Raw genomic sequence first — 19797 nt, forward strand, 5'->3', positions numbered from 1 at the left:
CTCTACTGGTTCAAGGCGGGTCGCTCCGCTCCCCGCGCGCGGCAATCAGCCGCCTGACACCGGAAAAGGGGGTACATGATGACGGAGCGGTCGACTCCGCGATATCCGCTATCGAGTGCGCAACGACGTGATCTCCTCAACGTCTATGGTGACAATAGAGCCCGTCTGGGAATTCATTTGAACCCACGCCCGGCACTCCGCGAACAGTGCCACCTTCGGAGGATCCACCTCGTCGGCCAATTCCGTATCTACATCCAAATGTAGATCAACAATACTTAGAACCGTATCCTCCACCTGGTACGACTTAATTTTGCGAATGCTGGAAACTCTAACATCGATGAGGAACCCCCGACCGGAATGATATTGGTGAGAGATCTCGTGCGGGAGGCCGATATCGAACAGCGCTTCCAGAAGAATTTCGAGTGTGCCATTGATGCTTTCACTGTCGGGTGCTGTGGCTACTTTCTTCGACAGTGAATCAAGCAAAGAGTCTAGGTTTCTGTGATAGACAACTTCTACGCCTCGCGCTTTGCAGTCTTCAAGAAGGTCGGGATGCAGTCGTTTTGCGTCAGCCGTGTCGGCGAAGTCTTCCTTGTTGTCAGATACGAAATGAATCGGAGCCTCATAGCCGGAAGCCGAGTCCAACATGCTGAGCCATATGGCACTGTCCCTGGCACCCTTTCCTTCGCGAGCGGGCCGTTTGCGAGCCGCTTCGCGCTTCAGTGCTTCGATTGCCTGTGTTCCCTTGACGGGAAAAACCTCGAAGGCTGCTTCTAGCTCCGCTCTCCACGAGGAGGCAATCTCCTGCAAGTCAGGGATATAAATTGAATCGAGGTCCATGACCTTAGATGCTTGATTGAAAGCATCCTGCAACTTCTGGATAGCCTCCGACGCCAAATCTTTCCTGATGTTGACCGACTCTTCAAGCACCACCTCAGAAATATGTATTTTTAGTTTGTTATGTGACGCCACCTTTAAAACTGCGGACATCAGAACATTCTTAAGGGACCCCACTCTGGGAAGCACATTGGTGTCTAGAAAAATCACAGCTCACTCACTCCTCGGGGTGAGGCGCCCGATAATTTCCGATGCGAGCCCCTCAAAGAGAGAGAACGTGTCGCGGGCGCGGGTGAACTGCGATCCGCGCGCTTCTGTACCGCTCAACTCAAAGACAGCGCTCTGAGAACGCTGAGCCATTGGAATCAGACTTGACAGGTTTCTAACCTCGCCAATCTGCGGCCGTTGTAGCGGAATTGGCACCCCTGCCCTCCTCAATGGCCCAACGACTCCGTCCTCATACTCTTGGGGGATTCTGTCAATCCACTGCTTATATGCGGCTGCCGGTACCTGCCTATAGGTCGTGAACTGTTGGCTAATATAGCCTAGAGGTGACGGCTCTCCCAGCGGAAGGTCAAAATCGAGGTCCAATTCTCTGCGTTTCGCAGATCCCTTTGCAGCCCTCCACTCTTCAACCCATAGAGATGTACTCTTCCCGACGCTAGGAAGAGCGGTGATCGAGAACAGGTCAGGCGCCATTGGAATAACAAATCCATCAGAGGCAAGCAGTGCGGTTCGATTCAGCGCCCCCACGTTAGGACCCAGGTCAGCAAGGACGTAGTCCGCCGATACCTTTTCACCCAGAAGGACTGCCAATCGATGAACTGTAGTACTGACGCGAAACCCTCCAGCATTACCCGCCAGAGCCTCGGTCCACCCTTGAGGGCAGATCTCCTCGAACTCGCTCAACCGAATATCGCCAGGAAGTATCCACACGTTGTCCCGGATTTGCTGGAGGTCGACCTCGCGCAGCTCACCAGACCGGTCAACAACTGGCTTCAAACAACTCCAGATTGTTTTCCCTTCATTCCAAGAATCGAGAATTCTCTTGGGGTCAAGAGCGGCAGCCGTCAGGTTGGCCTGTGCGTCAAGGTCCAAAAAAACAATTTTCTTCCCTTTCTTTGCCAAGGCGATGCCGATGTTGTACACCAGAGTCGTTTTTCCCACTCCACCCTTGTGATTGAAGAAGGAGATAATTTCCACTTAACGACTCACCGTCTTCCGTGACCTGTTCCCGTCAGGAACTTTTTCCGAGTGGGCTACGCCAGCCATCCCGTAGCGGTCCAAGCTTGGCAGGCAACGCCCCTGGGATTCTCGTGCACTTCGCGGGTGTAGAGCAACCGTTTCTCGACAGGTACGTCTAGCCAAGTCTGCGGAGCACATGCTGACGTTTCAGCCGCTGCTCTTGGTTCGCCGGCTGGAGCAGTACCGGTGAGCGCCTAACTCTGTGACAGGCCAGAAACACCAAGGGACGAGCACAAACGGTCCTGAACCATCAGCGCAGGTGAGAGGCACGCCAGCCCAAGGCAGCAGCCACACACAAGTTGCTTCGGGGCGAAGAGGTCATCACCCAAAGTCTCACCACCACGCTTCCGCCAGCGCGGCTTGCTCTGGTCGACGGCATGGCAGCGTGGCTGAGGATGGTGGGGATACAGCGAGGCACATGCGTGCGTAGTCGGTCAGCGCACCCGCCATTGTGGCTGACTGTCGTCGGCTGAGGTTCAGGCCTCGGACGACCTACCGCATTCCAGGATGGAGGCCGCGGCCTCTCTCCAATAGGGTGCGCTGCATGACCAGCCTCATCAGGCCGGTCGGCCCTGCTCCACCAGATGTGCAACCCGGCACACCTCCACAACGCGCGGGCAGGCGCGGCCGATTGTCGTCCTCCCGGCCAGAGAGCACGAAGCCACCGGACTTCATGGGTTGACTGCACTCGGGACAGGCCGGGGCGTCGCCGGTCGCTGGTGCGACGAGCGCACACCCCAGACGGCCATGCCGTGCCAGAGGCGTGCCAGATTATGCGGGGAACCATGGGAAATGGCGGGGACCAGGCCGCCGGATAAGCAGGCCTTCTGGCCGCTCCACCGCAGATCAGCCCGGTAGGCATCCATAGACAACCCAAGCTTCCCAAGTTGATGGCTCCGAACTCGTCCCTAGGCTCGTTGCCGTGGCGCAACTGCCGCACCCAGCGAGGATCCACGTCCCCAAGGTGCGTGATTCTGCGCGATGAGAGGGGAATGCAGCTCTGGGGAGCCGAGCCAGGGGAGGGGCTAGCGAGTGGCGCAGCGCAGTGGTGGCCGAGGCAACGAGTACCAACGGCAGCAGCAGGCTTTGCGACGGGCCCAGGAGCAACAGACCCGCCAAGCGGAGCGTGCCCGCAAGACTGCTGAAGCGGCCAGCAAACGGCGGGAGCAAGAGCGGAAGGCTGCGTATCTGGAGCAGCAAGCCGAACAGGCCAAGGTGCGGACGATCGGGGTCGAGCACGAGGTCGAGCAGCTGAGCCAGTTGCTGCGTGACGCTCTGGTCGGTGACCCGCCCACAACGTTCGAGCGCCGGCGGAGGACTCATACGCCGACAGTGTTAGATGAACGGCCTTGGTCCCGACCAGAGCCTTCACCACGGTGGGAAGACTTCGCACCCCCAGAGCCCGGCGGGCTCGCTGCCGTCCTGGGCATCGGCAGGAAGCGATACGAGGCACAGGTCGCCGAGGCCCGTGAACGCTTCAGCGAAGCGCAGCAGCGGCACGCGCGAGCTGAGGAAAAGCGCCGGGAGACGCTGGAGCAGAAGCGCGCGGAGCACCGTCAGGCGGAGCAGCGGGCCGCTGAGGAGGTCGAGGCCTTCAACAGGCAGTTGGATGAGCAGCGCGAGGCGTATCGCGCTGGCGATCCTGAAGCAGTGGAAGCGCACCTGGGGGCCGTCCTCGATGCTTCGCCCTACCCGATGGGCTTCCCACACGAGCACCGCATCGCCTTCCGGCCCGCTACAGGGGACGTCCTTGTCGAGATTCAGCTGCCGCCGGGATCGATCGTGCCCGCCGCGCGCGGCTACAGGTATGTGAAGAGCCGGGATGAGACGACCGCGGTACCCAGGCCGGAGAAGGAACGCAAGGAGATCTACTCGTCTGTCTTGGCACAGGTCGCATTACGGACTGTCCACGAAATCCTGGCTAGCGACCCCGACCGGGTAGTCAACGGCGTCATCCTGAACGGTCGCGTCAAGACCATCGACCGAGCTACTGGTCAGGAGGTCTCACCCTGTCTCGTCACACTGAGCGCCAGCAGGGAACAGTTCGGCAAGCTGCGCCTCAGCCAGGTCGATCCAGCCGCCTGTCTCAAGGGACTCAATGCCCTTGTCTCTCCCAACCCTTACGACCTCGAACCCATTCGGCCCATCATCGAGTTCGATCTGACCAAGTACCGCCTGATGGACAGCATGGACGTGGTGGCTGACCTCGACAGCAGGCCCGTACTGGTCAAGCTGACCCCCACCGAGTTCGAACACCTGATCCGCCAACTCTTCGAAGCGATCGGGATGGAGGCATGGAACACCCAGGCCTCCAAAGACGAAGGTGTCGATGCGGTGGCCGTCAGCAAGGACCCAGTCTTCAACGGCGAGTGCATCATCCAAGCCAAGCGCTACAGCAAGCTCGTAGGTGTCGAGGCAGTTCAGGCGCTGGCCGGCGTTGTGGAGCACAAGCGCGCTGCCAAGGGCATCCTGATCACTACTTCATGGTTCGGCAGGGCCAGCCACGACTTCGCCCGTCAGCATGGTCGGCTTCAGCTCATCGAAGGACCGGAGCTCAAGTACCTGATCAAGGAACACCTAGGCAAGGACGTGATCCCGGGACCGGTCCCTCCAAAGCGTCCGTCGCGCTGAGATCAGACGGCGTACACGGGCCCAGTCGAGCCGTGATCCGGGCCGTCTCTGGGCCGTCCGAGGCCGCTCAACAGTGGCCAATGACGACCAACGACGACCGCCAGGCGGGCGAGCCCACGGCTCTTGAACAGGCAATTCCCAGCTCCCCGAGATCTCCGGCAAGGCCCAGGGGAAGAAGAAGTAACCCTGTTCGATCAAGCCCCTTGCCTGCGGGTTTCTCGCGGGCAAGGGGCTTGTCCGTGTCTCCGCCCTGTCGTGAGGCCGCCCCCGGCCGCTCGGCGGGTCCGCCGGACGCGAGCGGTGCCGGCCCACCGGCCGCTACCGCTGCGCGATGATCTCCTCGACCGCACCGAGGACCAGGTGCCACGGGTACTCGCGCGGTTCGCCCTGCCCCGGCTGGTTCGGGACGAAGCCGCCCTCGCCGTACAGGACGCGCACACCCGTCTCACGCAGTTCGGCGATGCTCCGCTCGAACTGCCGGTGCTGCGCGTAGGCCGCGTTCACACAGGGCATCGCGACCATGGGGATGCCCTTGCCGATGCCCTCGGCGACCACGCGACCACGAAGTCACGAGTGATACCGAGCGCCCACGCGTTGACCGTGTTGAAGGTCGCGGGCGCCACCGCGATCACGTCCGCCTTCGGCCACACGTCCGGGTCACCCGGCAGCTTGTACGCGCTGCGCACGGGGTGCCCGGTGATCCGCTCCAACTCGGCCCTCCGCGGCTCCAGCCAGCGTGCCGCGGTCGGAGTCAGCCCGAGACACACGTCGAACCCCCGCCCCTGCGCATCCACGACGACCTCCGCCACGTCGAACACCGGCGGGGCAGCGGAGCCGAACAGGTAGAGGACAGGGCGCGTTGTCGTCATGCGCTTATCCGATCACACGCGGCCACACCCGGGCGATGAGAACGGAAGGCACGTACGCGCAGAGCCACGCAGGTACCGTTCCATCGGGTGTTCAGAACGGAGGCTCCATGCCGTCTCGGGACGATGACCACACGGGCGCGCGCATCAGGGAACAACGCAGACTCGCCAGACTCACCCAACGCCAACTGGCCGAGCGAAGTTCCTCATTCAGGCCACCTACACGCCGGAGGGCACGAAGGGGCTGCTCAAGGAAGGTGCCAGCGGTCGCCGCGACGCCGTCGACCGGGTCGTCGCCGACCTCGGTGGGACGGTCGAGGCCATGTACTTCGCCTTCGGGGAGGACGACCTCGTGTGCATCATCGACCTGCCCGACCCCTTGTCGATGGCCGCCGTCAGCCTCACCGTCAAGGCCAGCGGCGCCCTCCGCACGCGGGCCACTCCCCTCCTCACGCTCGAAGAGATCGACGAGGCCGCCCGCCGGGAGGTCGCCTTCCGCACTCCCGGCGCGTAAGCCGGACATGCCTGCTCGCCCTTAAGGGCACTCGGTCGGTGAGCGTGGAGGTACCGAGATGAGTGCCGGAGAGAAGGCCAAGGCAAAGACCGAACAGGTTGTGGGAAGGGCCGTGCGAACGCTGGCTCACGCGGTGCACAAGGATGATCTCGCGGTAAAGGGTGCCGCCCTCGAAGCGCGGGGCAGGTTGCGCGGCGCGAAAGAGGGGGCCAAGAGCGCCTTCAAGCGCTGAGACTCTCAGCGGGCCAGGCCCCTTGCCTGCGCGTTTCTCGCGGGCAAGGGGCCAATTTCTGCCTCGGAGGCGTCAGTCGATCTTCTCTCCGTCGTGCGAACCGCCCTTACAGACGTTGTCCGTCAGATCGGCCGTTCCGCCGCCCTGCTTGCACTCGGAAGGGGTGACGTAGGAGTGGGCGCCCTGCGCGGTGGCGGCGATGGCGTTGGCGGCGCCTGTGAGGCCGAGGCCGGTGAGGGCTGCCGTGGCGATGACGGCGGCGAGGGTTCGTCGAATCCGCATGTGGTTCCCCTTTCACGGATTGCCTCGGTTGGGGCACTAATCAGCTTGATCTTCACCCATGTGGGTGGCACGTCACGTTGGGCCATTCGGGTGACAGCGCGGTCGGCCGGCGCCGAGCAGACCGGCAAGAGATCCGGTCGCCCCTCACGGCAGGGAAATGATCGCCGAGAGTGTCCAGAGCAGTGCCAGGGCTCCGAGGACCAGGGAGAGCCCGCCGTGAACCCAGATGTTCATGTGTCTGTCGTAGGCGATCAGGATGATCCGCTCCGGGTCCTCCGGCCGATACAGAAGCTCCACCGTGTCGCCCTCCGACAGTGGGCTGCGTATCGCGTGGGCCCCGCCCTCACCCACGACCTCTCGGCCGCCGGGGAGCGCGTAACGGACCTGGGGGTACAACTGGGCGTCCCCGTCCCCGTCGGTCGTTTCCCAGATGCCGACGACGACGCCCGTGGTCCGGATGCCGTGCCGGCGCACTCCATGGATGCGCCAGGCCTCGCGACCCATCGCCACGGCGGCGCCGGCGAACACCACCGCGAACAACGTCCAGACCAGGAACTCCCCCACGGCTCAGGCAGCCCTCATGCCTGAGCCTCCACGGCTTGCGTCACCGCGTCCCTCATCGCGCGCCACGTCCGGGGCCGCTGCGGTGCCAACCGTGCGACCACGCGGCCCAGCCAGTCGGGATCGCCCAGGAGGTGTGCCTGCCCCGCGTCGATGACCTGCGTCGTCAGCAGCTGGAGGAAGACGAGGTGGGCGCCGGGGTAGGAGCGGGGGTGCCGGTCGAAGCGCGCGATCCAGTTCTCGTAGGGGTGGCGCAGGGTCATGTGCAGGTAACCGCTGCCGCGCCCTCGCCAGGGGCCGGGTAGGCCGCCCAAGAGCCCCCCGAAGCCGTTCGACCCCCTGGCCGGGTACTTGCCGCCCATGGTGAGGTTCATGCCCAGCATGATCCGGGACCACGGGACCAGGAGTCCTGCGGAGTCGGGCTCGTGCTGGTACAGCCCGTCGCTTCGGAATTCCACCCAGTGGCCCTTGCCGGTGTCCCCCACCACCCACCGGCCGTGGAACGGTTCCAACGGTCCCAGAGATGCGCTCGCGTCCGTCATCCCTTCATTGGATCAGACGTTCCCATCGGTCCTTCGGCGTGCCGATCACGGATCGGGGATCAGCCCGTTTCCACACGACAGCGCACGCGCCCGGCGCCGTTCCCCGGCGCCGGGCGCGTGTCCGACTCGCCTTCACATCGGTTCGGGTCACTTCAGTTGCGGTACGCAGCCGAACCAGTTCACCGCGTGCTCGTCCTTCGTGTAGCCCAGGCACCTCAGCGTCTTGTCGTGCAGGGTGCTGGTCCCGGCGATGTCCTCGTCCAGGTAGTCCGTCTTGTGGCGGGGCTGGACGAGGGTGTCGATGTCGATGACGTACCAGCGGTGTCTCTGCTCCGGGATGTCGCAGCCGTGGGCGGTGACGTTGCGGCTCGGCCCTTCACTCCATATCGGGCGTTCGGCGCGCTCGCAGTGCGCCTTCCCGGATGCGGCGGCGGTGCCGGCGCCGGTGCCGAGCAGCGCCGCGGCGCCCATGGCCACCGCCGCGGCGGTGCCCAGCAGACGGTGCGGGGTGCGGTTCATCAAGTGGTCTCCCTGGCAGTCACCATGACGGATGGTGGACGACCCGCCATCTCCCTGTGATCGTCACACCGGTTCCGGCGGCCGTCCTGGCGGGGAGCGCGCCCGTCCCACGTCCCGGTGACGGACGTGGTGCCAATGCAGCAGGGGAGGTGACGCGGGTCACACGCGGGCACGTCACATGCCCGGCCTTCCCTCCGTCAGTGAGGTGCAAGCAGTCGCCATCCACCCAGGAGCACACCATGGACGCTCGGCTCGACCTCTTCGCCAGTCCCGTCGCCGGCAAGGTGTTCAAGCACTTCGCCGCGGCCGGCAAGGCGATCACGGAGTCCTCGCTGCCCGCCGCCACGCAGGAGCTGGTGAAGATCCGCGCCAGCCAGATCAACGGGTGCGGGTTCTGCCTCGACATGCACACCAAGGAGGCCCTGGAGGCCGGGGAGACCCCGACCCGGCTGCACCTGGTCGCGGCCTGGCGGGAGGCCACCGTCTTCACCGACGCCGAGCGGGCCGCGCTGGAGCTGGTGGAGCAGGGAACCCGGATCGCCGACGGGGCCGGCGGGGTGCCGGACGAGGTCTGGGCGAACGCCGCCGAGCACCACGACGAGGAGCAGCTCGCCGCCCTGGTCATCCTCATCGCCGTGATCAACGCCTACAACCGCCTCAACGTCGTCGCCCGCCAGCCCGCCGGCGACTACGTTCCCGGCATGTTCGCCTGAAGCACCGGGGAGCGGTCTCACGGGTGCATGCGCGCGCCCTTCAGGACCTTGTCCACCCCGTTCCTCGGGCCGTACACCGCCAGGCCCACCAGGTCCAGCTCGGCGGTCGGGACGGCGCGGACGGCCGCGCGGTTGTCGCGGTCGTTGCCCGTGGTGAACAGGTCCGCCGTGAACACCGCGCACGGCAGGGCACGGGTCAGCGCCCTGCCGTGCGCCGCCTTCAGGGTCTCCTTGGTGCCCTCGAAGACCAGCACCGGCTGGCGGAACATCGGCAGGTACGGCACCCCGTCCGCGTCCTCGTACGGGTCGCCGACCACCTCGGGGAGGGTCGGGCCGAGGCCGCTGACCAGGAACGCGGTCACGTTCAGGCGCTGCCAGGGTTCCAGGTCCTCGCGCAGCAGCACGGCGATCTTCGTGTCGAAACGGATGGGTTCAGTGTTCATGGACTGAGACTCGCGGCCGGGTCCCGGTCGCGTCTTGTACGTTTTTTGCATGGCCGCCGGGCAGGAACTCGTCAGCGCGTGGCGTCCCCGGGTGCCGGGCGTCACCGAGGTCTTCCACGCCCGCTTCACCGAGTACGCCTATCCGATGCACGTCCACGACGCCTGGACGCTGCTCATCGTGGACGACGGGGCCGTACGGTACGACCTCGACCGGCATGAGCACGGCACCCCGCTCGACACCGTGTCGCTGCTGCCGCCGCACGTGCCGCACAACGGGTCGCCGGCCACGCCCGGGGGGTTCCGCAAGCGGGTCCTCTATCTGGACAGCAGCCGGCTCGGGGAGGAGTTCATCGGGCCCGCCGTGGACTCCCCCGACCTCCGGGACCCCGTGCTGCGGCTGCGCGTCGGGCAGTTGCACGCCGCCCTCGCACGACCCGGCGACGAGCTGGAGGCGGAGAGCAGGCTGGCACTCGTCGCTGAGCAGCTGCGGCTCCGGCTGCGGCGGCACGCGGCCGGGGAACGGCACCTGAGTCCCGTTCTCGCCCGCCGGCTGCGGGAGTTGCTGGACGCGCGGGTCGTCGAGGGGCTCTCGCTGGAGGAGGCCGGCCGGTTGCTGCACGCCCATCCGGCGCACCTCATCCGGGCGTTCAGCGGCGCGTACGGCATCGCCCCGCACCAGTACCTGATGTCACGGCGGGTCGGGCGGGCCCGGCGGCTGCTGCTGGACGGGGTGCCGCCGGGCGAGGTGGCCCCGGTCGCCGGGTTCTACGACCAGGCCCATCTCACCCGGCACTTCAAGAAGCTGGTCGGGGTGACACCGGGGCGTTACCGGAGCAGGGCGCGCTGAGCCTCGTACAGGTTGCGCGGGCGCACGGCGTCCGTGGTGCCGTACAGCTCCAGCCGGGAGTGCAGGTCGCCGGTGAAGTCGGGGACGTCGGTCTGGTCGAACTCGCGGACCTCGTTGATGCCGACGGTGGCGGAGTACGGGGCGAGCCCGTCGATCTTCACGAGGCCGGCGCGGCCGTTGGTGACCCGGATGTTCCAGTGGGTGAAGCGGGCGCCGAAGAGCGGGCCGGCGCTGGCGTCCCCGCCGTGGCGGCCGTTGTTGTTCACGGTGATGTCGGTGCGGACGTTGGCGAAGGGCAGGCCGCGGTGGCTGTCGAAGGTGCCCATCCGCATGTCGCCGCGCGACCAGACGTTGTGGGAGGAGAGTCCTTCGACGTTGATGCCGTGCAGTTGGGTGTTCGCGGGCGCGGGGACCGTGCGCTCCTCGATGGTGAAGTCCTCGATCAGGTTGTCGTGGGAGCCCTCGCGGCAGAAGTACGGGTGGTGCGAGCCACGGCCGGCGACCCGGGTGCGGCGCAGGGTGCAGGCGGAGGCGGCGACCAGGCCGAAGCCGTTGTCGACGTGGCGGACCGTGACGTCGTCCACCCAGCAGTCGTAGGCGCACTGGAGGACGACGCCGTTGTAGCCCTTGTCGAGGAGGTGGGGGGACTGCGGGGTCTGCACCGCTTCCAGGGTCAGGCCCTCGACGCCCGAGCCGGTCAGTTCCGGCACGTGCGTGGTCAGGCGCGGGTCCCACTCCGGGCGGATGTCGAGGGGCAGGGGGCGTTCCAGGGTGACGCGCCGGCCGTGGACGCGGCGGACGCGGACGGGCCATTCGTAGGGGACGTACGAGGTCAGCTTCGTCTTGTCGTCCCAGACGTACGCCGCCGGGCCGGGGCCGTCGCCCGCCATGTGCCGCAGGAGGGTGTGGGCGGAGTCGTCGGCGAGGCGGAGCAGGACGAGCCGGCCGGGGCGGAGGGCGGAGGGGTCGGCGACCGTGACCGTCCACGAGCCGCGTTTCGCCGGGGCGACGGTGGTGAGGGTCGTCCACTCGTCCCGCCTGTTGCCGGTCCAGCCCTCGAAGGGCCAGGCCCGGTCCCTGATGGCGGCGGTCAGGGATTCCCAACGGGCCCTCGGCGCCAGCCAGACGAGACCGCCCGCCCAGGACCAGGAGGACTTGTCGCCGCCGTAACGGGAGCCGTAGACGCCGATCAGTTCGGTGAGGTTCTTCGTCGCGTACAGGGTCGTACGGCCGCTGCCGGCGCCGCGCAGCACGACGCCGGACTCGCCGAGGCGGATGACGTCGTCGATGCGGTAGGTGCCGGGCGGGATGGTGACCGTGCCACCGCCGGCCCTTCCGGCGGCGGCGATGGCACGGTTGATCGCGGGGGCGCAGTCCGTGGTGCCGTCGGGCACGGCGCCGTACGCGGTGACGTCGGCGACGACCCGGTAACGGGGGAAGCGGCTCGCTCCGGCCCGGCAGCCCGCCCGGCCGACGTACGGGATCTGCGGGTGGGTGAGCGGGGTGCGGGTGAACTCCCGCCAGAGGCCGGGGGGTTCGGCGGCCCGCGCGGTGCCGGTCGCGGCGCCCAGGGCCACCGCGGTGGCGCCGGCGAGCAGGGTCCGTCTGGTGAGGTGCGCGTTGCTCATGTCCACCCGCCCCTTCAACTTCCCTTGTTCATGCACATGAATGACGTTCAGGAATGCGTTGGCGGTGAGCATGCCACTGAGCCCGGCGGGCGGGAAAGGGGTCGTGCGAAAGAAAAGCGAGACGTCAGTCCGCCGGACGGTCGATCAGGTGCATGAACGCCTCCAGGTTGCGCGTGGACTCGCCGCGCGCCACGCGCCAGGCGTACTCCTTGCGGATCGAGGAGGCGAAGCCCAGCTCCAGCAGGGTGTTGAAGGCGCCGTCGGCCGCTTCGAGGACCTGGCCGAGGAGCCGGTCCACCCCGTCCGGGGTGACGGCGGCGAGCGGCAGCCGGGCGGTGACGTAGACGTCGCCGAGGTGGTCCACGGCGTAACTCACGCCGTACAGCTTGAGGTTGCGCTCCAGCAGCCAGCGGTGGACGCCCGCCTCGTTCTCGTCGGGGTGGCGGATGACGAAGGCGTTGAGCGAGAGGGAGTGGCGGCCGGCGAGGAAGGACACCGTGGTGGACAGCTTGCGCGTGCCGGGGAGTTTGACCACGTAGTTCCCGGGCTCGGGGCTCTCCCACTCCAGCTCCGCGTCCTGGAAGACGCTCTCCAGGACCTGTCCGGCCTTCTCGACATCACCCATGGTGGGAGCGTACGCGACGGCGGTGGGACTGGGTCGCGGCCGTGTAGACGTCGGCGGTGGCGGCGGCGGCCGCGTCCCAGCCGAAGGACTGGGCGTGCCGGGCGGCGGCCCGGCCCATGCGCGCCGAGAGGCCCGGCTCGTCGGCGAACCGGGCCAGCACGCGCGCGTAGTCGGCCGGGTCGTGGCCCTCGACGAGGAAGCCGGTCTCGCCGTCCCGCACGGCCACCGGCAGCCCGCCGACCGCGGCCGCGAGCACCGGCGTCCCGGACGCCTGCGCCTCGATGGCGACCAGCCCGAAGGACTCGCTGTACGACGGCATGACCAGGACGGACGCGGCCCGGAACCAGTCCACCAGCTGCTCCTGGCAGACCGGCGGGCGGAACCGTACGACGTCCGCGATGCCCAGCCGGGCCGCGAGCTTCTGGAGCCCCTCCGGCTTGGCGAGCCCACTGCCGCTGGGGCCGCCGACGACCGGGACGAGGATGCGGGAGCGCAGCTCGGGGCGCTCGTCCAGCAGTACGGCCACGGCGCGCAGCAGGACGTCCGGCGCCTTCAGGGGCTGTATGCGGCCCGCGAAGAGCGGGATCACGGCGTCCCGCGGGAGACCGAGACGGGCCCGGGCGGCGGCGCGGGCCTCGGCCGCGGCGGACGAGCCGTCCTTCGCTGCACCGCCGTCCCACGCGCCGCCCTGCGGGAAGGGGCGGAAGCGGTCCAGGTTCACACCGGGGTGGACGACGGCGACCTTGGCGGGGTCGGCGGCGTAGTGCTGGACCAGCTCGCCGGCCTCCTCCGCCGTGTTGGCGATCAGCCGGTCGGCGGCGGCCACGATCTGGGTCTCCCCGATGACCCGGGCGGGCGGCTCGGGGGTGTCGCCTTCGGCCAGGTTGGCGTTCTTGACCTTGGCCATGGTGTGCATGGCGTGCACCAGGGGCACGCCCCAGCGCTGGGCGGCGAGCCAGCCGACGTGGCCGGAGAGCCAGTAGTGGGAGTGGACGAGGTCGTAGTGGCCGGGGCGGTGACCGGCCCAGGCCTGCATGACGCCGTGGGTGAAGGCGCACAGCTGGGCCGGGAGGTCCTCCTTGGCCAGGCCCTCGTAAGGGCCCGCGTCGACGTGCCGGACGAGGACGCCGGGGGCCAGTTCGACGGTGGGGGGCAGGCCGCCGGCCGTGGCCCGGGTGAAGATCTCGACCTCGATGTTGATCGCGGCCAGCCGCTGGGCCAGCTCCACGATGTAGACGTTCATGCCGCCCGCGTCTCCGGTGCCGGGCTGGTGGAGCGGGGAGGTGTGCACGGAGAGCATGGCGACCCGGCGGGGCCTGCGGTACAGCCGCAGGCGCGTGCCGGCCGACGGGGAGCGTCGCCCGAGCCTGCTGACGTACTGGCTCACCTGGCGTTCCTCCTTGTCGCGGGCATGCCTGGCGAGGGCCCGGCTCGCCCTCCAGCCTGGTCCAACAGCGAACGGGTGCCCGGCCATTTCCCCCTCAGACGGCTTTGCCGAATCATTACCCGTGGTCGATCAACCGTTCGAACGCGGTCGACGTCGGCGGCAGCGGGCCCCGGAGGGCGTCGCGGAGGGCCGCGCACCGGCACAGCCCCGCGTCCCCGCGGGCCCCGGCGCGCTTACCCTCGTACCCATGACAGCCCGCACAGCCACCCGGCCCGTCGGAGCGGTGACACGCGGGACCACCAACCCCAACCGGCTCCGCCGCATGGACCGCTGGATCGCGGCCACGCACGGGGCCGAGCTGCGCCGCGCGGGCGACCCGGTGGCGATCGACCTGGGATACGGCGCCGCCCCCTGGACCGCCGTCGAGCTGCTGACCCGGCTCCGCGCGGCAGCGCCCCGCACGCGTGTCGTCGGTGTGGAGATCGAACCGGAGCGGGTGGCGGCGGCCCGGCCGTACGAGCGGGAGGGGCTGACCTTCCGGCACGGCGGCTTCGAGGTCCCGGTCCCCGGGCGACCGGTGCTGATCCGGGCCGCCAACGTGCTGCGCCAGTACGACGAGGGCGAGGTCGCGGCGGTGTGGGAGCGGCTGTGCGCCCGGCTCGCCCCGGCGGCCGGCGGCTCGCGCGGCGGGCTGCTGGTCGAGGGGACGTGCGACGAGATCGGGCGGCGGCACGTATGGGTGGCGCTCGGCCCGGAGGGTCCGCGCACGGTCACCTTCGCCACCCGGCTGGGCTCCCTGGACCGCCCCTCCGACCTCGCCGAGCGCCTGCCGAAGGCGCTGATCCACCGCAACGTCCCGGGCGAGCCGGTGCACGCCTTCCTGCGCGACTTCGACCGCGCCTGGGCCGCCGCCGCGCCCTACGCCTCCTACGGCGCCCGGCAGCGCTGGCTGCGCACGGTGCGGGACCTGAGCGCCGACTGGCCCGTCACCGACACCCCGGCCCGCTGGCGACAGGGCGAAGTGACGCTCGCCTGGGCCGCGTTGGCACCCCGACTCTGACTCCGCGCGCCGGGTCCGACGGCGACGTTCCGGGCTGGGGCCCCGCGCACCGGGCGCGGGCCCGGCCCTCCGACGCCCCGCGGCAACACCCCCCGGCTCACCCCCGCGCCCTGAACCCGGCGACGTCATCCCGTACCTGACCCCACGTCGGAATCACCCGTTCGTGGAGCCGGGAACGGAACGATCTCCGTGCGCCGTTCGTCACACCGGCGAGGAGATCGTCGTATCCGGCGATGAGCGGGGGAATTCCGGTTTCCGACGGCCTCTGTCGCTTTGCGCGCGGCCGTGGCACGATCCCTCAGACGCCCGTAAGTTACTGACGGTAAATCAGTTGGGGGGAAGAGGTATGGGACCGGGCAAGCGCGGCCTGCTCACGGCCGCCCTGACCGTGATCTGCGCGGTGACCGTCCTGTCGGCGCCCGGCACGGCGTTCGCCGCGCCCGAGCCCTCCCGCACCCCGTCGGGAACCCCCGCCCCCACGGCGACCCCCGGACCGGCCGCGACCCCCGCGCCCGGCAAGGATCTCGAAGAGGTCCGCGCGAAGCTCGACAAGCTCTACCACGACGCGGCGGTGGCCACCGACGCGTACAACGCCGCGGAGGAGAAGGCGGAGAAGCAGTCCGCCGAGATCGCGGCGCTGGCGAAGAAGATCGTCGACGGCCGGCGGAAACTGGAGGAGCTCAAGGACCGGGCGGGCGCCGCCGCCCGCGACCAGTACCGCACGGGTGGCCTGTCCGACACCGCCCGGTTCCTGCTCAGCGACGACCCGGGCCAGTTCCTGGACGGCGCCGGACGGGTGCTCCAGGGGCAGCAGGCGGCGAAGAAGCTGATGGCGGAAAAGGCCCGCACCCAGCAGGAGTTGCAGAGTTACGCCGACGACGCCTCCGCCCGCTGGAAGGAGCTGGAGGCGAACCGCAAGGCGAAGGACGCCGCCAGGAAGAAGATCGAGAAGCAGATCGACGCGGCCGAGAAGCTCCAGTCCCGGCTGGAGGAGAAGGAGAAGGAGCGGCTCGCCGAGCTGGAGCGGGAGGCCGCGGCCAGGGCGCAGACCGCCTGGCTCGGCACCGGCGCCCTCGGGGACGTCCACGGAAAGGCCTCCGCACAGGGCGAGAAGGCCGTGCGGTACGCCACCCGGCAGCTCGGCAAACCGTACGTGTGGGGCGCCGAGGGCCCGGACTCCTTCGACTGCTCGGGCCTGACCTCCCAGGCCTGGGCGGCGGCCGGCCACCCCGTCCCGCGCACCTCGCAGGAGCAGTGGAAGCAGCTCAAGCACGTCCCGGTGAAGGACATGCGGCCCGGTGACCTCGTCGTCTACTTCGACGACGCCAGCCATGTCGGGATGTACATCGGCGAGGGCTCGATCATCCACGCGCCGCGCCCCGGGCGGACGGTGACGATCACGGGCGCCGGATCGATGCCGATCCTCGGGGTCGTGCGACCGGACGCGTGACCGGCCGCGCGCGTGGTGCGGTGCGGGTCATGTCCCCGGTGACGCACGTCATGTGACCCGTCGCACGCCCGATCCCCCCCAAACTCCCCCAGGACGTGAGCTTCGTCATCCCCTGCCAGTCGTCGGCGTGTCCAACTGCGGTACGGAAAGCGGCATATGACGGTGGCGGGCAGCGGAGCGACGCGGCTCACACCATTCCGTCGGGGCGGTCCCAGCCGCTATGGTCCCGGTCGGTGGGTCGAGACCCTCGACGCCGCCGTGCCCTCGGGGGGAGGGAAGGAACCCAGGACAATGCCCGTACCCGTACCGCGGCAGAGAGCGATCCCGGCCGTGGAGAGTGGTCAGGCGCAGCCCGCCCGCGCAGCCGGCGGCCCCCTCAAGGAAGAGGCCCACCGCGACGCCACGGCCGTGAACGGCACCGGCGCCACTCTCACCCTGCTGCTGATCGAGGACGATCCGGCCGGCTCGCCGATCGTGCCCGACCTGCTGGACCCGGCCGGCAAGCCGATCCGCGTCCGCACCGCCCGCAACCTCACCGAGGCCGAGCGGCTGCTCACCGACGACGTCCACTGCATCCTGCTGGACCTGGCGCTCCCGGCGCCCGGCGGCAGTGGCAGCGACGACGAGCTGGCCGTGCTCCGGCACGTCCTCCGGCTCGCGCCCCGGCACGCCGTGCTCGCGCTGACCGCCTCCGGCGATGCCGAGCGCGGCGCCGAGGCCGTGCGCGTGGGCGCCCAGGACTACCTCTTCCGGGACGAGCTGGACGGCCGGCTGCTCAGCCGCGCCATCCGCTACGCGGTGGAGCGGAAGCGGTCCGACACGGCCGAGCGGCGGCTCGCCGAGGGCAAGATGCGCGCGCAGGAGAACCGCCGGCTGGAGCGCGGCCTGCTGCCGACTCCGCTGCTGGAGGGCTCCTCGCTGCGGTTCGCCGCGCGCTACCGTCCCGGCCGGTCCCGGGCGCTGCTCGGCGGTGACTTCTACGACGCCGTCCGCACCCCCGACGGCACCGTGCACGCCATGATCGGCGACGTGTGCGGGCACGGCCCGGACGAGGCCGCGCTCGGCGTGGAGCTGCGCATCGCCTGGCGGGCGCTGACCCTGGCCGGGCTGTGCGGGGACGAGCTGCTGAACACGTTGCAGCAGGTGCTGGAGCACGAGCGCGCCGACGAGGAGATCTTCGCGACGCTGTGCACGGTGGACATCGCACCCGACGGACGGCGGGCGGGTCTGTGCCTGGCCGGCCATCCGGCCCCGCTGGTCGCCCGCCCGGGCCGGCCGGCGCGGCTGCTCCCCTACGAGAACAACGGCCCGGCCCTGGGGCTGCTGCCCGGCGCCCGCTGGCCGCGGATGCAGGTGGAGCTGGGTGCCGAGTGGAGCCTGATGCTCTACACCGACGGGCTGATCGAGGGCCGGGTCGGTGAGGGCGGGGAGCGGCTCGGTCAGGAGGGCATGCTGGAGATGATCCGCCGGCAGCTGTCCGAGGGTCTGCGGGGCGAGGAGCTGCTGCGGGCCGCGGTGAGCGAGGTGCGTGACCTCAACGGGGGCGAGCTGACCGACGACGTCGCGGTGGTGCTGCTGGACCGGACGCGGTAGGCGCGGCCCCGCCGTCCGGCGGCTCCGCGCCGTGCGGCCGGGGGCCGGCCCGCACGCACCCGGCGAGCCCCGCGGCGGGGCGCCGTCAGCGACCGCCGTTGTACGGGCCGTACGGGCCGTCGCTGCTGCTTCCGCCCCGGCGGCGGCCCCACCCGCGGCCGCCGCCCACCTGCTGGAGGGCGGGGCGGACGTCGACGAGGTAGACGATGCTCGCCACCGCGCCGGCGATGGGGAGGATGGACAGGATCGAGAACAGGTAGCTGACCACGAGGGCGATGGCGAGGATGATCAGCCAGAAGACCTTGTTCTGCTTGTCGGCGGCACGGAAGGCGTCCTCGCGCCGGAACGCGGCGTCGAACAGCCCGAACGCGGCCAGGGCCATCAGAATGATCTTCAAGATGCCCATGAAACCCGCGAAGCCCAACATCAGCATGCTGCCCACCGCCCGTTGATGACCGATCCCTGCTACGCCGCCACCGTACCCATAGAACGGGCCGGACACCCCAAAGGTGCCCGGCCCGGACCCGTCTCGTCGGCCATGGTCACTTGGCCGGCGGGATCGTCCTCTTCGCCGTGGTGGTCGGGGTGGCGGTGGTCTTGCGGGGGGCCGGGGCCTTCTTCGCCGCCGGCTTCTTGTCCGCGACCGGGTCGGCCGTCGCCTCGGCCGGCTTCGGCTGGTCGTCCTTGACCTCGACCGGCTCGGCCTTGCCCTCGACCGCGATCGCCAGTTCCTCGATCTCCTCGGCCGCCTCGCCGCGCCAGGTCTTCACGGCCTGCTCGCCGTGCTCGGCGACCCGCTCGTAGGTCTCGCGGGCCTTGACGGCGTACTCGGCGGCGACGCCGACGCTGCGCAGGGCGAGGTCCTGGGCGGTCTCGCCGAGCTTCTTGAGGTCGACGTCGATGGTCCCGATGAACTCGGTGACCTTGGCCTGAAGGGTCTCCTGCGCCTCCTTGGCGCGGGCGGCGGCCTTCTCCTGCACGGCCTTCGGGTCGGTGTTGCGCACGGCCTCGATGCGCGCCGGGGCCTCGGCGCGCAGCTGGTCGACCAGGGCCGGCACCTTCTTGGCCTGCTGGAGCGCCAGGTCGGCGGTGCCGGCGGCGAAGTAGAACGGGGTCGGGTCGCTGAGGGTCTTGCGCAGGTCGTCGGTGATGGCCATGGTGAGGGTCCTCCCGGATCGGATTCGCGTTCGGCTGGGTGGGTGTGGTCCACGGCGGGCGTCCGGAGCCCTGGTCCGGCGTCAGCCGGCCGTCCGCCGCGGGCCGGCGTCCGTGTCACTTCCGGTGGCATCGCCCGAGCCGGCCGCAGGGCTGCCGCCGCCGGTCCCCTGGTCCACGGGCCCGTCCCCGGGGCCGTCCTCCTCGGCGCGCTCGCCGATCCCGAAGCCGTTCTCCTTGCGGAACGACTCGTAGATCTGGAGCAGCACCTGCTTCTGCCGCTCGTTGAGCGTGGGGTCGGCGAGGATGACGGCGCGCGTCTCGACCTCGTCCCGGTCCCGTTCGGCGTCGAGGATGCCGGCGCGGACGTACAGCGTCTCGGCGGAGATGCGCAGGGCCTTGGCGACCTGCTGGAGCACCTCCGCGCTGGGCTTGCGCAGCCCGCGCTCGATCTGGCTCAGGTACGGATTGGACACCCCGGCGGCGTCGGCGAGCTGCCGCAGCGACAGCTGGGCGTTCCGCCGCTGTTCGCGCAGGTACTCACCGAGGTTGCCGACGTTCAGCGATGCCATGCCTCCACCTTGCCCCACCCTCGCTAACAATTGCAAGCACCCGCTTGCAAGAGTGTGTCGTGTCACCGGTTCGGACCGGAGGCAGGGGTGCCGGC

At 69.1% G+C, this 19797-nt stretch carries 21 protein-coding genes and 1 pseudogene; 8 read left to right on the top strand and 14 right to left on the bottom strand.

The features are described from left to right. Positions 1-108 precede the first annotated feature (108 nt). Both AB0946_RS13000 and AB0946_RS13005 read right to left on the bottom strand, forming a co-directional pair. Positions 109-1047, bottom strand: a complete 939-nt coding sequence (locus AB0946_RS13000) for a PIN domain-containing protein (protein WP_366760614.1) — start codon at positions 1045-1047, stop codon at positions 109-111. A gap of 3 nt (positions 1048-1050) precedes the next feature. Further along, positions 1051-2040: a ParA family protein gene (locus AB0946_RS13005; RefSeq protein WP_366760615.1), complete on the bottom strand. Its 990-nt coding sequence runs from the start codon at positions 2038-2040 to the stop codon at positions 1051-1053. Between the two features lie 1074 nt (positions 2041-3114). On the opposite strand from AB0946_RS13005, the gene AB0946_RS13010 reads away from it, so the two are divergent. Further along, positions 3115-4713 (top strand): restriction endonuclease, encoded by a 1599-nt coding sequence (locus tag AB0946_RS13010; protein ID WP_366760616.1) that lies wholly within the window; start codon positions 3115-3117, stop codon positions 4711-4713. Positions 4714-5031: 318 nt separating this feature from the next. Here the strand turns inward: AB0946_RS13010 and AB0946_RS13015 are convergent. Next, positions 5032-5582, bottom strand: a pseudogene (locus AB0946_RS13015) (flavoprotein). Positions 5583-5787: 205 nt separating this feature from the next. Between AB0946_RS13015 and AB0946_RS13020 the strand changes: the two are divergent. Next, on the top strand, positions 5788-6093 hold the full coding sequence (locus AB0946_RS13020; RefSeq protein WP_366760707.1) for a GYD domain-containing protein: 306 nt from the start codon (positions 5788-5790) through the stop codon (positions 6091-6093). 58 nt (positions 6094-6151) lie between these two features. Beyond that, a complete protein-coding gene (locus AB0946_RS13025; protein WP_366760617.1) occupies positions 6152-6325 on the top strand; it encodes a hypothetical protein in 174 nt (57 codons plus the stop codon). Positions 6326-6397: 72 nt separating this feature from the next. Here AB0946_RS13025 and AB0946_RS13030 read toward each other — a convergent pair whose 3' ends face one another. The 4 genes from AB0946_RS13030 to AB0946_RS13045 all read right to left on the bottom strand — a co-directional run bounded on the left by AB0946_RS13030 (position 6398) and on the right by AB0946_RS13045 (position 8229). After that, the gene (locus tag AB0946_RS13030; protein ID WP_366760618.1) at positions 6398-6607 is read right to left on the bottom strand and encodes a hypothetical protein; all 210 of its coding nucleotides are present in this window, start codon (positions 6605-6607) and stop codon (positions 6398-6400) included. 144 nt (positions 6608-6751) lie between these two features. Then, positions 6752-7171 carry a DUF3592 domain-containing protein gene (locus AB0946_RS13035; RefSeq protein WP_366760619.1) on the bottom strand — a complete coding sequence of 140 codons (420 nt, stop codon included), beginning with the start codon at positions 7169-7171 and terminating at the stop codon, positions 6752-6754. A 14-nt stretch (positions 7172-7185) separates the two neighbouring features. Continuing rightward, entirely contained in the window at positions 7186-7626 is a 441-nt protein-coding gene (locus AB0946_RS13040; RefSeq protein ID WP_366760620.1) for a hypothetical protein, read from the bottom strand. A 231-nt stretch (positions 7627-7857) separates the two neighbouring features. After that, positions 7858-8229, bottom strand: coding sequence for a hypothetical protein (locus AB0946_RS13045; RefSeq protein WP_366760621.1), 372 nt, complete (start codon positions 8227-8229; stop codon positions 7858-7860). 239 nt (positions 8230-8468) lie between these two features. Here AB0946_RS13045 and AB0946_RS13050 point away from each other — a divergent pair, with 239 nt between their 5' ends. Then, entirely contained in the window at positions 8469-8942 is a 474-nt protein-coding gene (locus AB0946_RS13050; RefSeq protein ID WP_366760622.1) for a carboxymuconolactone decarboxylase family protein, read from the top strand. 17 nt (positions 8943-8959) lie between these two features. On the opposite strand, the gene AB0946_RS13055 is transcribed toward AB0946_RS13050, so the two are convergent. Then, positions 8960-9436 (bottom strand): DUF2000 domain-containing protein, encoded by a 477-nt coding sequence (locus AB0946_RS13055; RefSeq protein WP_366760623.1) that lies wholly within the window; start codon positions 9434-9436, stop codon positions 8960-8962. Here AB0946_RS13055 and AB0946_RS13060 point away from each other — a divergent pair. Continuing rightward, positions 9435-10232 carry an AraC family transcriptional regulator gene (locus tag AB0946_RS13060; RefSeq protein ID WP_366760624.1) on the top strand — a complete coding sequence of 266 codons (798 nt, stop codon included), beginning with the start codon at positions 9435-9437 and terminating at the stop codon, positions 10230-10232. The two genes, AB0946_RS13055 and AB0946_RS13060, sit on opposite strands and share 2 nt — an antisense overlap. Here AB0946_RS13060 and AB0946_RS13065 read toward each other — a convergent pair. The 3 genes from AB0946_RS13065 to mshA all read right to left on the bottom strand — a co-directional run bounded on the left by AB0946_RS13065 (position 10211) and on the right by mshA (position 13872). Next, positions 10211-11860: a glycosyl hydrolase family 28-related protein gene (locus AB0946_RS13065; protein WP_366760625.1), complete on the bottom strand. Its 1650-nt coding sequence runs from the start codon at positions 11858-11860 to the stop codon at positions 10211-10213. The genes AB0946_RS13060 and AB0946_RS13065 overlap by 22 nt on opposite strands. 124 nt (positions 11861-11984) lie before the next feature. Then, complete coding sequence (locus tag AB0946_RS13070) at positions 11985-12485, bottom strand: YbjN domain-containing protein (RefSeq protein WP_366760626.1); 501 nt, start codon at positions 12483-12485, stop codon at positions 11985-11987. Beyond that, positions 12478-13872 carry a D-inositol-3-phosphate glycosyltransferase gene (gene mshA / locus AB0946_RS13075; protein WP_366760627.1) on the bottom strand — a complete coding sequence of 465 codons (1395 nt, stop codon included), beginning with the start codon at positions 13870-13872 and terminating at the stop codon, positions 12478-12480. Before mshA ends, AB0946_RS13070 begins: the two co-directional genes overlap by 8 nt. A gap of 247 nt (positions 13873-14119) precedes the next feature. Here mshA and AB0946_RS13080 point away from each other — a divergent pair, with 247 nt between their 5' ends. From AB0946_RS13080 to AB0946_RS13090, 3 genes are all read left to right on the top strand, one after another. Beyond that, positions 14120-14932, top strand: a complete 813-nt coding sequence (locus tag AB0946_RS13080; RefSeq protein ID WP_366760629.1) for a class I SAM-dependent methyltransferase — start codon at positions 14120-14122, stop codon at positions 14930-14932. 346 nt (positions 14933-15278) lie between these two features. Continuing rightward, the gene (locus tag AB0946_RS13085) at positions 15279-16382 is read left to right on the top strand and encodes an NlpC/P60 family protein (RefSeq protein ID WP_366760630.1); all 1104 of its coding nucleotides are present in this window, start codon (positions 15279-15281) and stop codon (positions 16380-16382) included. A 291-nt stretch (positions 16383-16673) separates the two neighbouring features. After that, positions 16674-17975, top strand: coding sequence for a fused response regulator/phosphatase (locus tag AB0946_RS13090; protein WP_366760631.1), 1302 nt, complete (start codon positions 16674-16676; stop codon positions 17973-17975). An 85-nt stretch (positions 17976-18060) separates the two neighbouring features. Here AB0946_RS13090 and AB0946_RS13095 read toward each other — a convergent pair whose 3' ends face one another. From AB0946_RS13095 to AB0946_RS13105, 3 genes are all read right to left on the bottom strand, one after another. Then, positions 18061-18408, bottom strand: a complete 348-nt coding sequence (locus AB0946_RS13095) for a DUF2516 family protein (RefSeq protein WP_366760632.1) — start codon at positions 18406-18408, stop codon at positions 18061-18063. Between the two features lie 109 nt (positions 18409-18517). Continuing rightward, complete coding sequence (locus AB0946_RS13100) at positions 18518-19132, bottom strand: hypothetical protein (protein ID WP_366760633.1); 615 nt, start codon at positions 19130-19132, stop codon at positions 18518-18520. A gap of 81 nt (positions 19133-19213) precedes the next feature. Then, on the bottom strand, positions 19214-19702 hold the full coding sequence (locus AB0946_RS13105; protein WP_171155071.1) for a helix-turn-helix transcriptional regulator: 489 nt from the start codon (positions 19700-19702) through the stop codon (positions 19214-19216). Between the last annotated feature and the right edge of the window lie 95 nt (positions 19703-19797).

The organism is Streptomyces sp. NPDC046870 (genome assembly GCF_040704595.1).
Taxonomy (GTDB): Bacteria; Actinomycetota; Actinomycetes; order Streptomycetales; family Streptomycetaceae; genus Streptomyces; species Streptomyces argyrophylli.

Coding starts and splice junctions, on each gene's coding strand:
- AB0946_RS13025 (WP_366760617.1), top strand. CDS start 6,152: ATGAGTGCCGGAGAGAAGGCCAAGGCAAAGACCGAACAGGTTGTGGGA.
- AB0946_RS13030 (WP_366760618.1), bottom strand. CDS start 6,607: ATGCGGATTCGACGAACCCTCGCCGCCGTCATCGCCACGGCAGCCCTC.
- AB0946_RS13045 (WP_366760621.1), bottom strand. CDS start 8,229: ATGAACCGCACCCCGCACCGTCTGCTGGGCACCGCCGCGGCGGTGGCC.
- AB0946_RS13050 (WP_366760622.1), top strand. CDS start 8,469: ATGGACGCTCGGCTCGACCTCTTCGCCAGTCCCGTCGCCGGCAAGGTG.
- AB0946_RS13060 (WP_366760624.1), top strand. CDS start 9,435: ATGGCCGCCGGGCAGGAACTCGTCAGCGCGTGGCGTCCCCGGGTGCCG.
- AB0946_RS13055 (WP_366760623.1), bottom strand. CDS start 9,436: ATGCAAAAAACGTACAAGACGCGACCGGGACCCGGCCGCGAGTCTCAG.
- AB0946_RS13065 (WP_366760625.1), bottom strand. CDS start 11,860: ATGAGCAACGCGCACCTCACCAGACGGACCCTGCTCGCCGGCGCCACC.
- AB0946_RS13070 (WP_366760626.1), bottom strand. CDS start 12,485: ATGGGTGATGTCGAGAAGGCCGGACAGGTCCTGGAGAGCGTCTTCCAG.
- AB0946_RS13080 (WP_366760629.1), top strand. CDS start 14,120: ATGACAGCCCGCACAGCCACCCGGCCCGTCGGAGCGGTGACACGCGGG.
- AB0946_RS13085 (WP_366760630.1), top strand. CDS start 15,279: ATGGGACCGGGCAAGCGCGGCCTGCTCACGGCCGCCCTGACCGTGATC.
- AB0946_RS13090 (WP_366760631.1), top strand. CDS start 16,674: ATGCCCGTACCCGTACCGCGGCAGAGAGCGATCCCGGCCGTGGAGAGT.
- AB0946_RS13095 (WP_366760632.1), bottom strand. CDS start 18,408: ATGCTGATGTTGGGCTTCGCGGGTTTCATGGGCATCTTGAAGATCATT.
- AB0946_RS13100 (WP_366760633.1), bottom strand. CDS start 19,132: ATGGCCATCACCGACGACCTGCGCAAGACCCTCAGCGACCCGACCCCG.
- AB0946_RS13105 (WP_171155071.1), bottom strand. CDS start 19,702: ATGGCATCGCTGAACGTCGGCAACCTCGGTGAGTACCTGCGCGAACAG.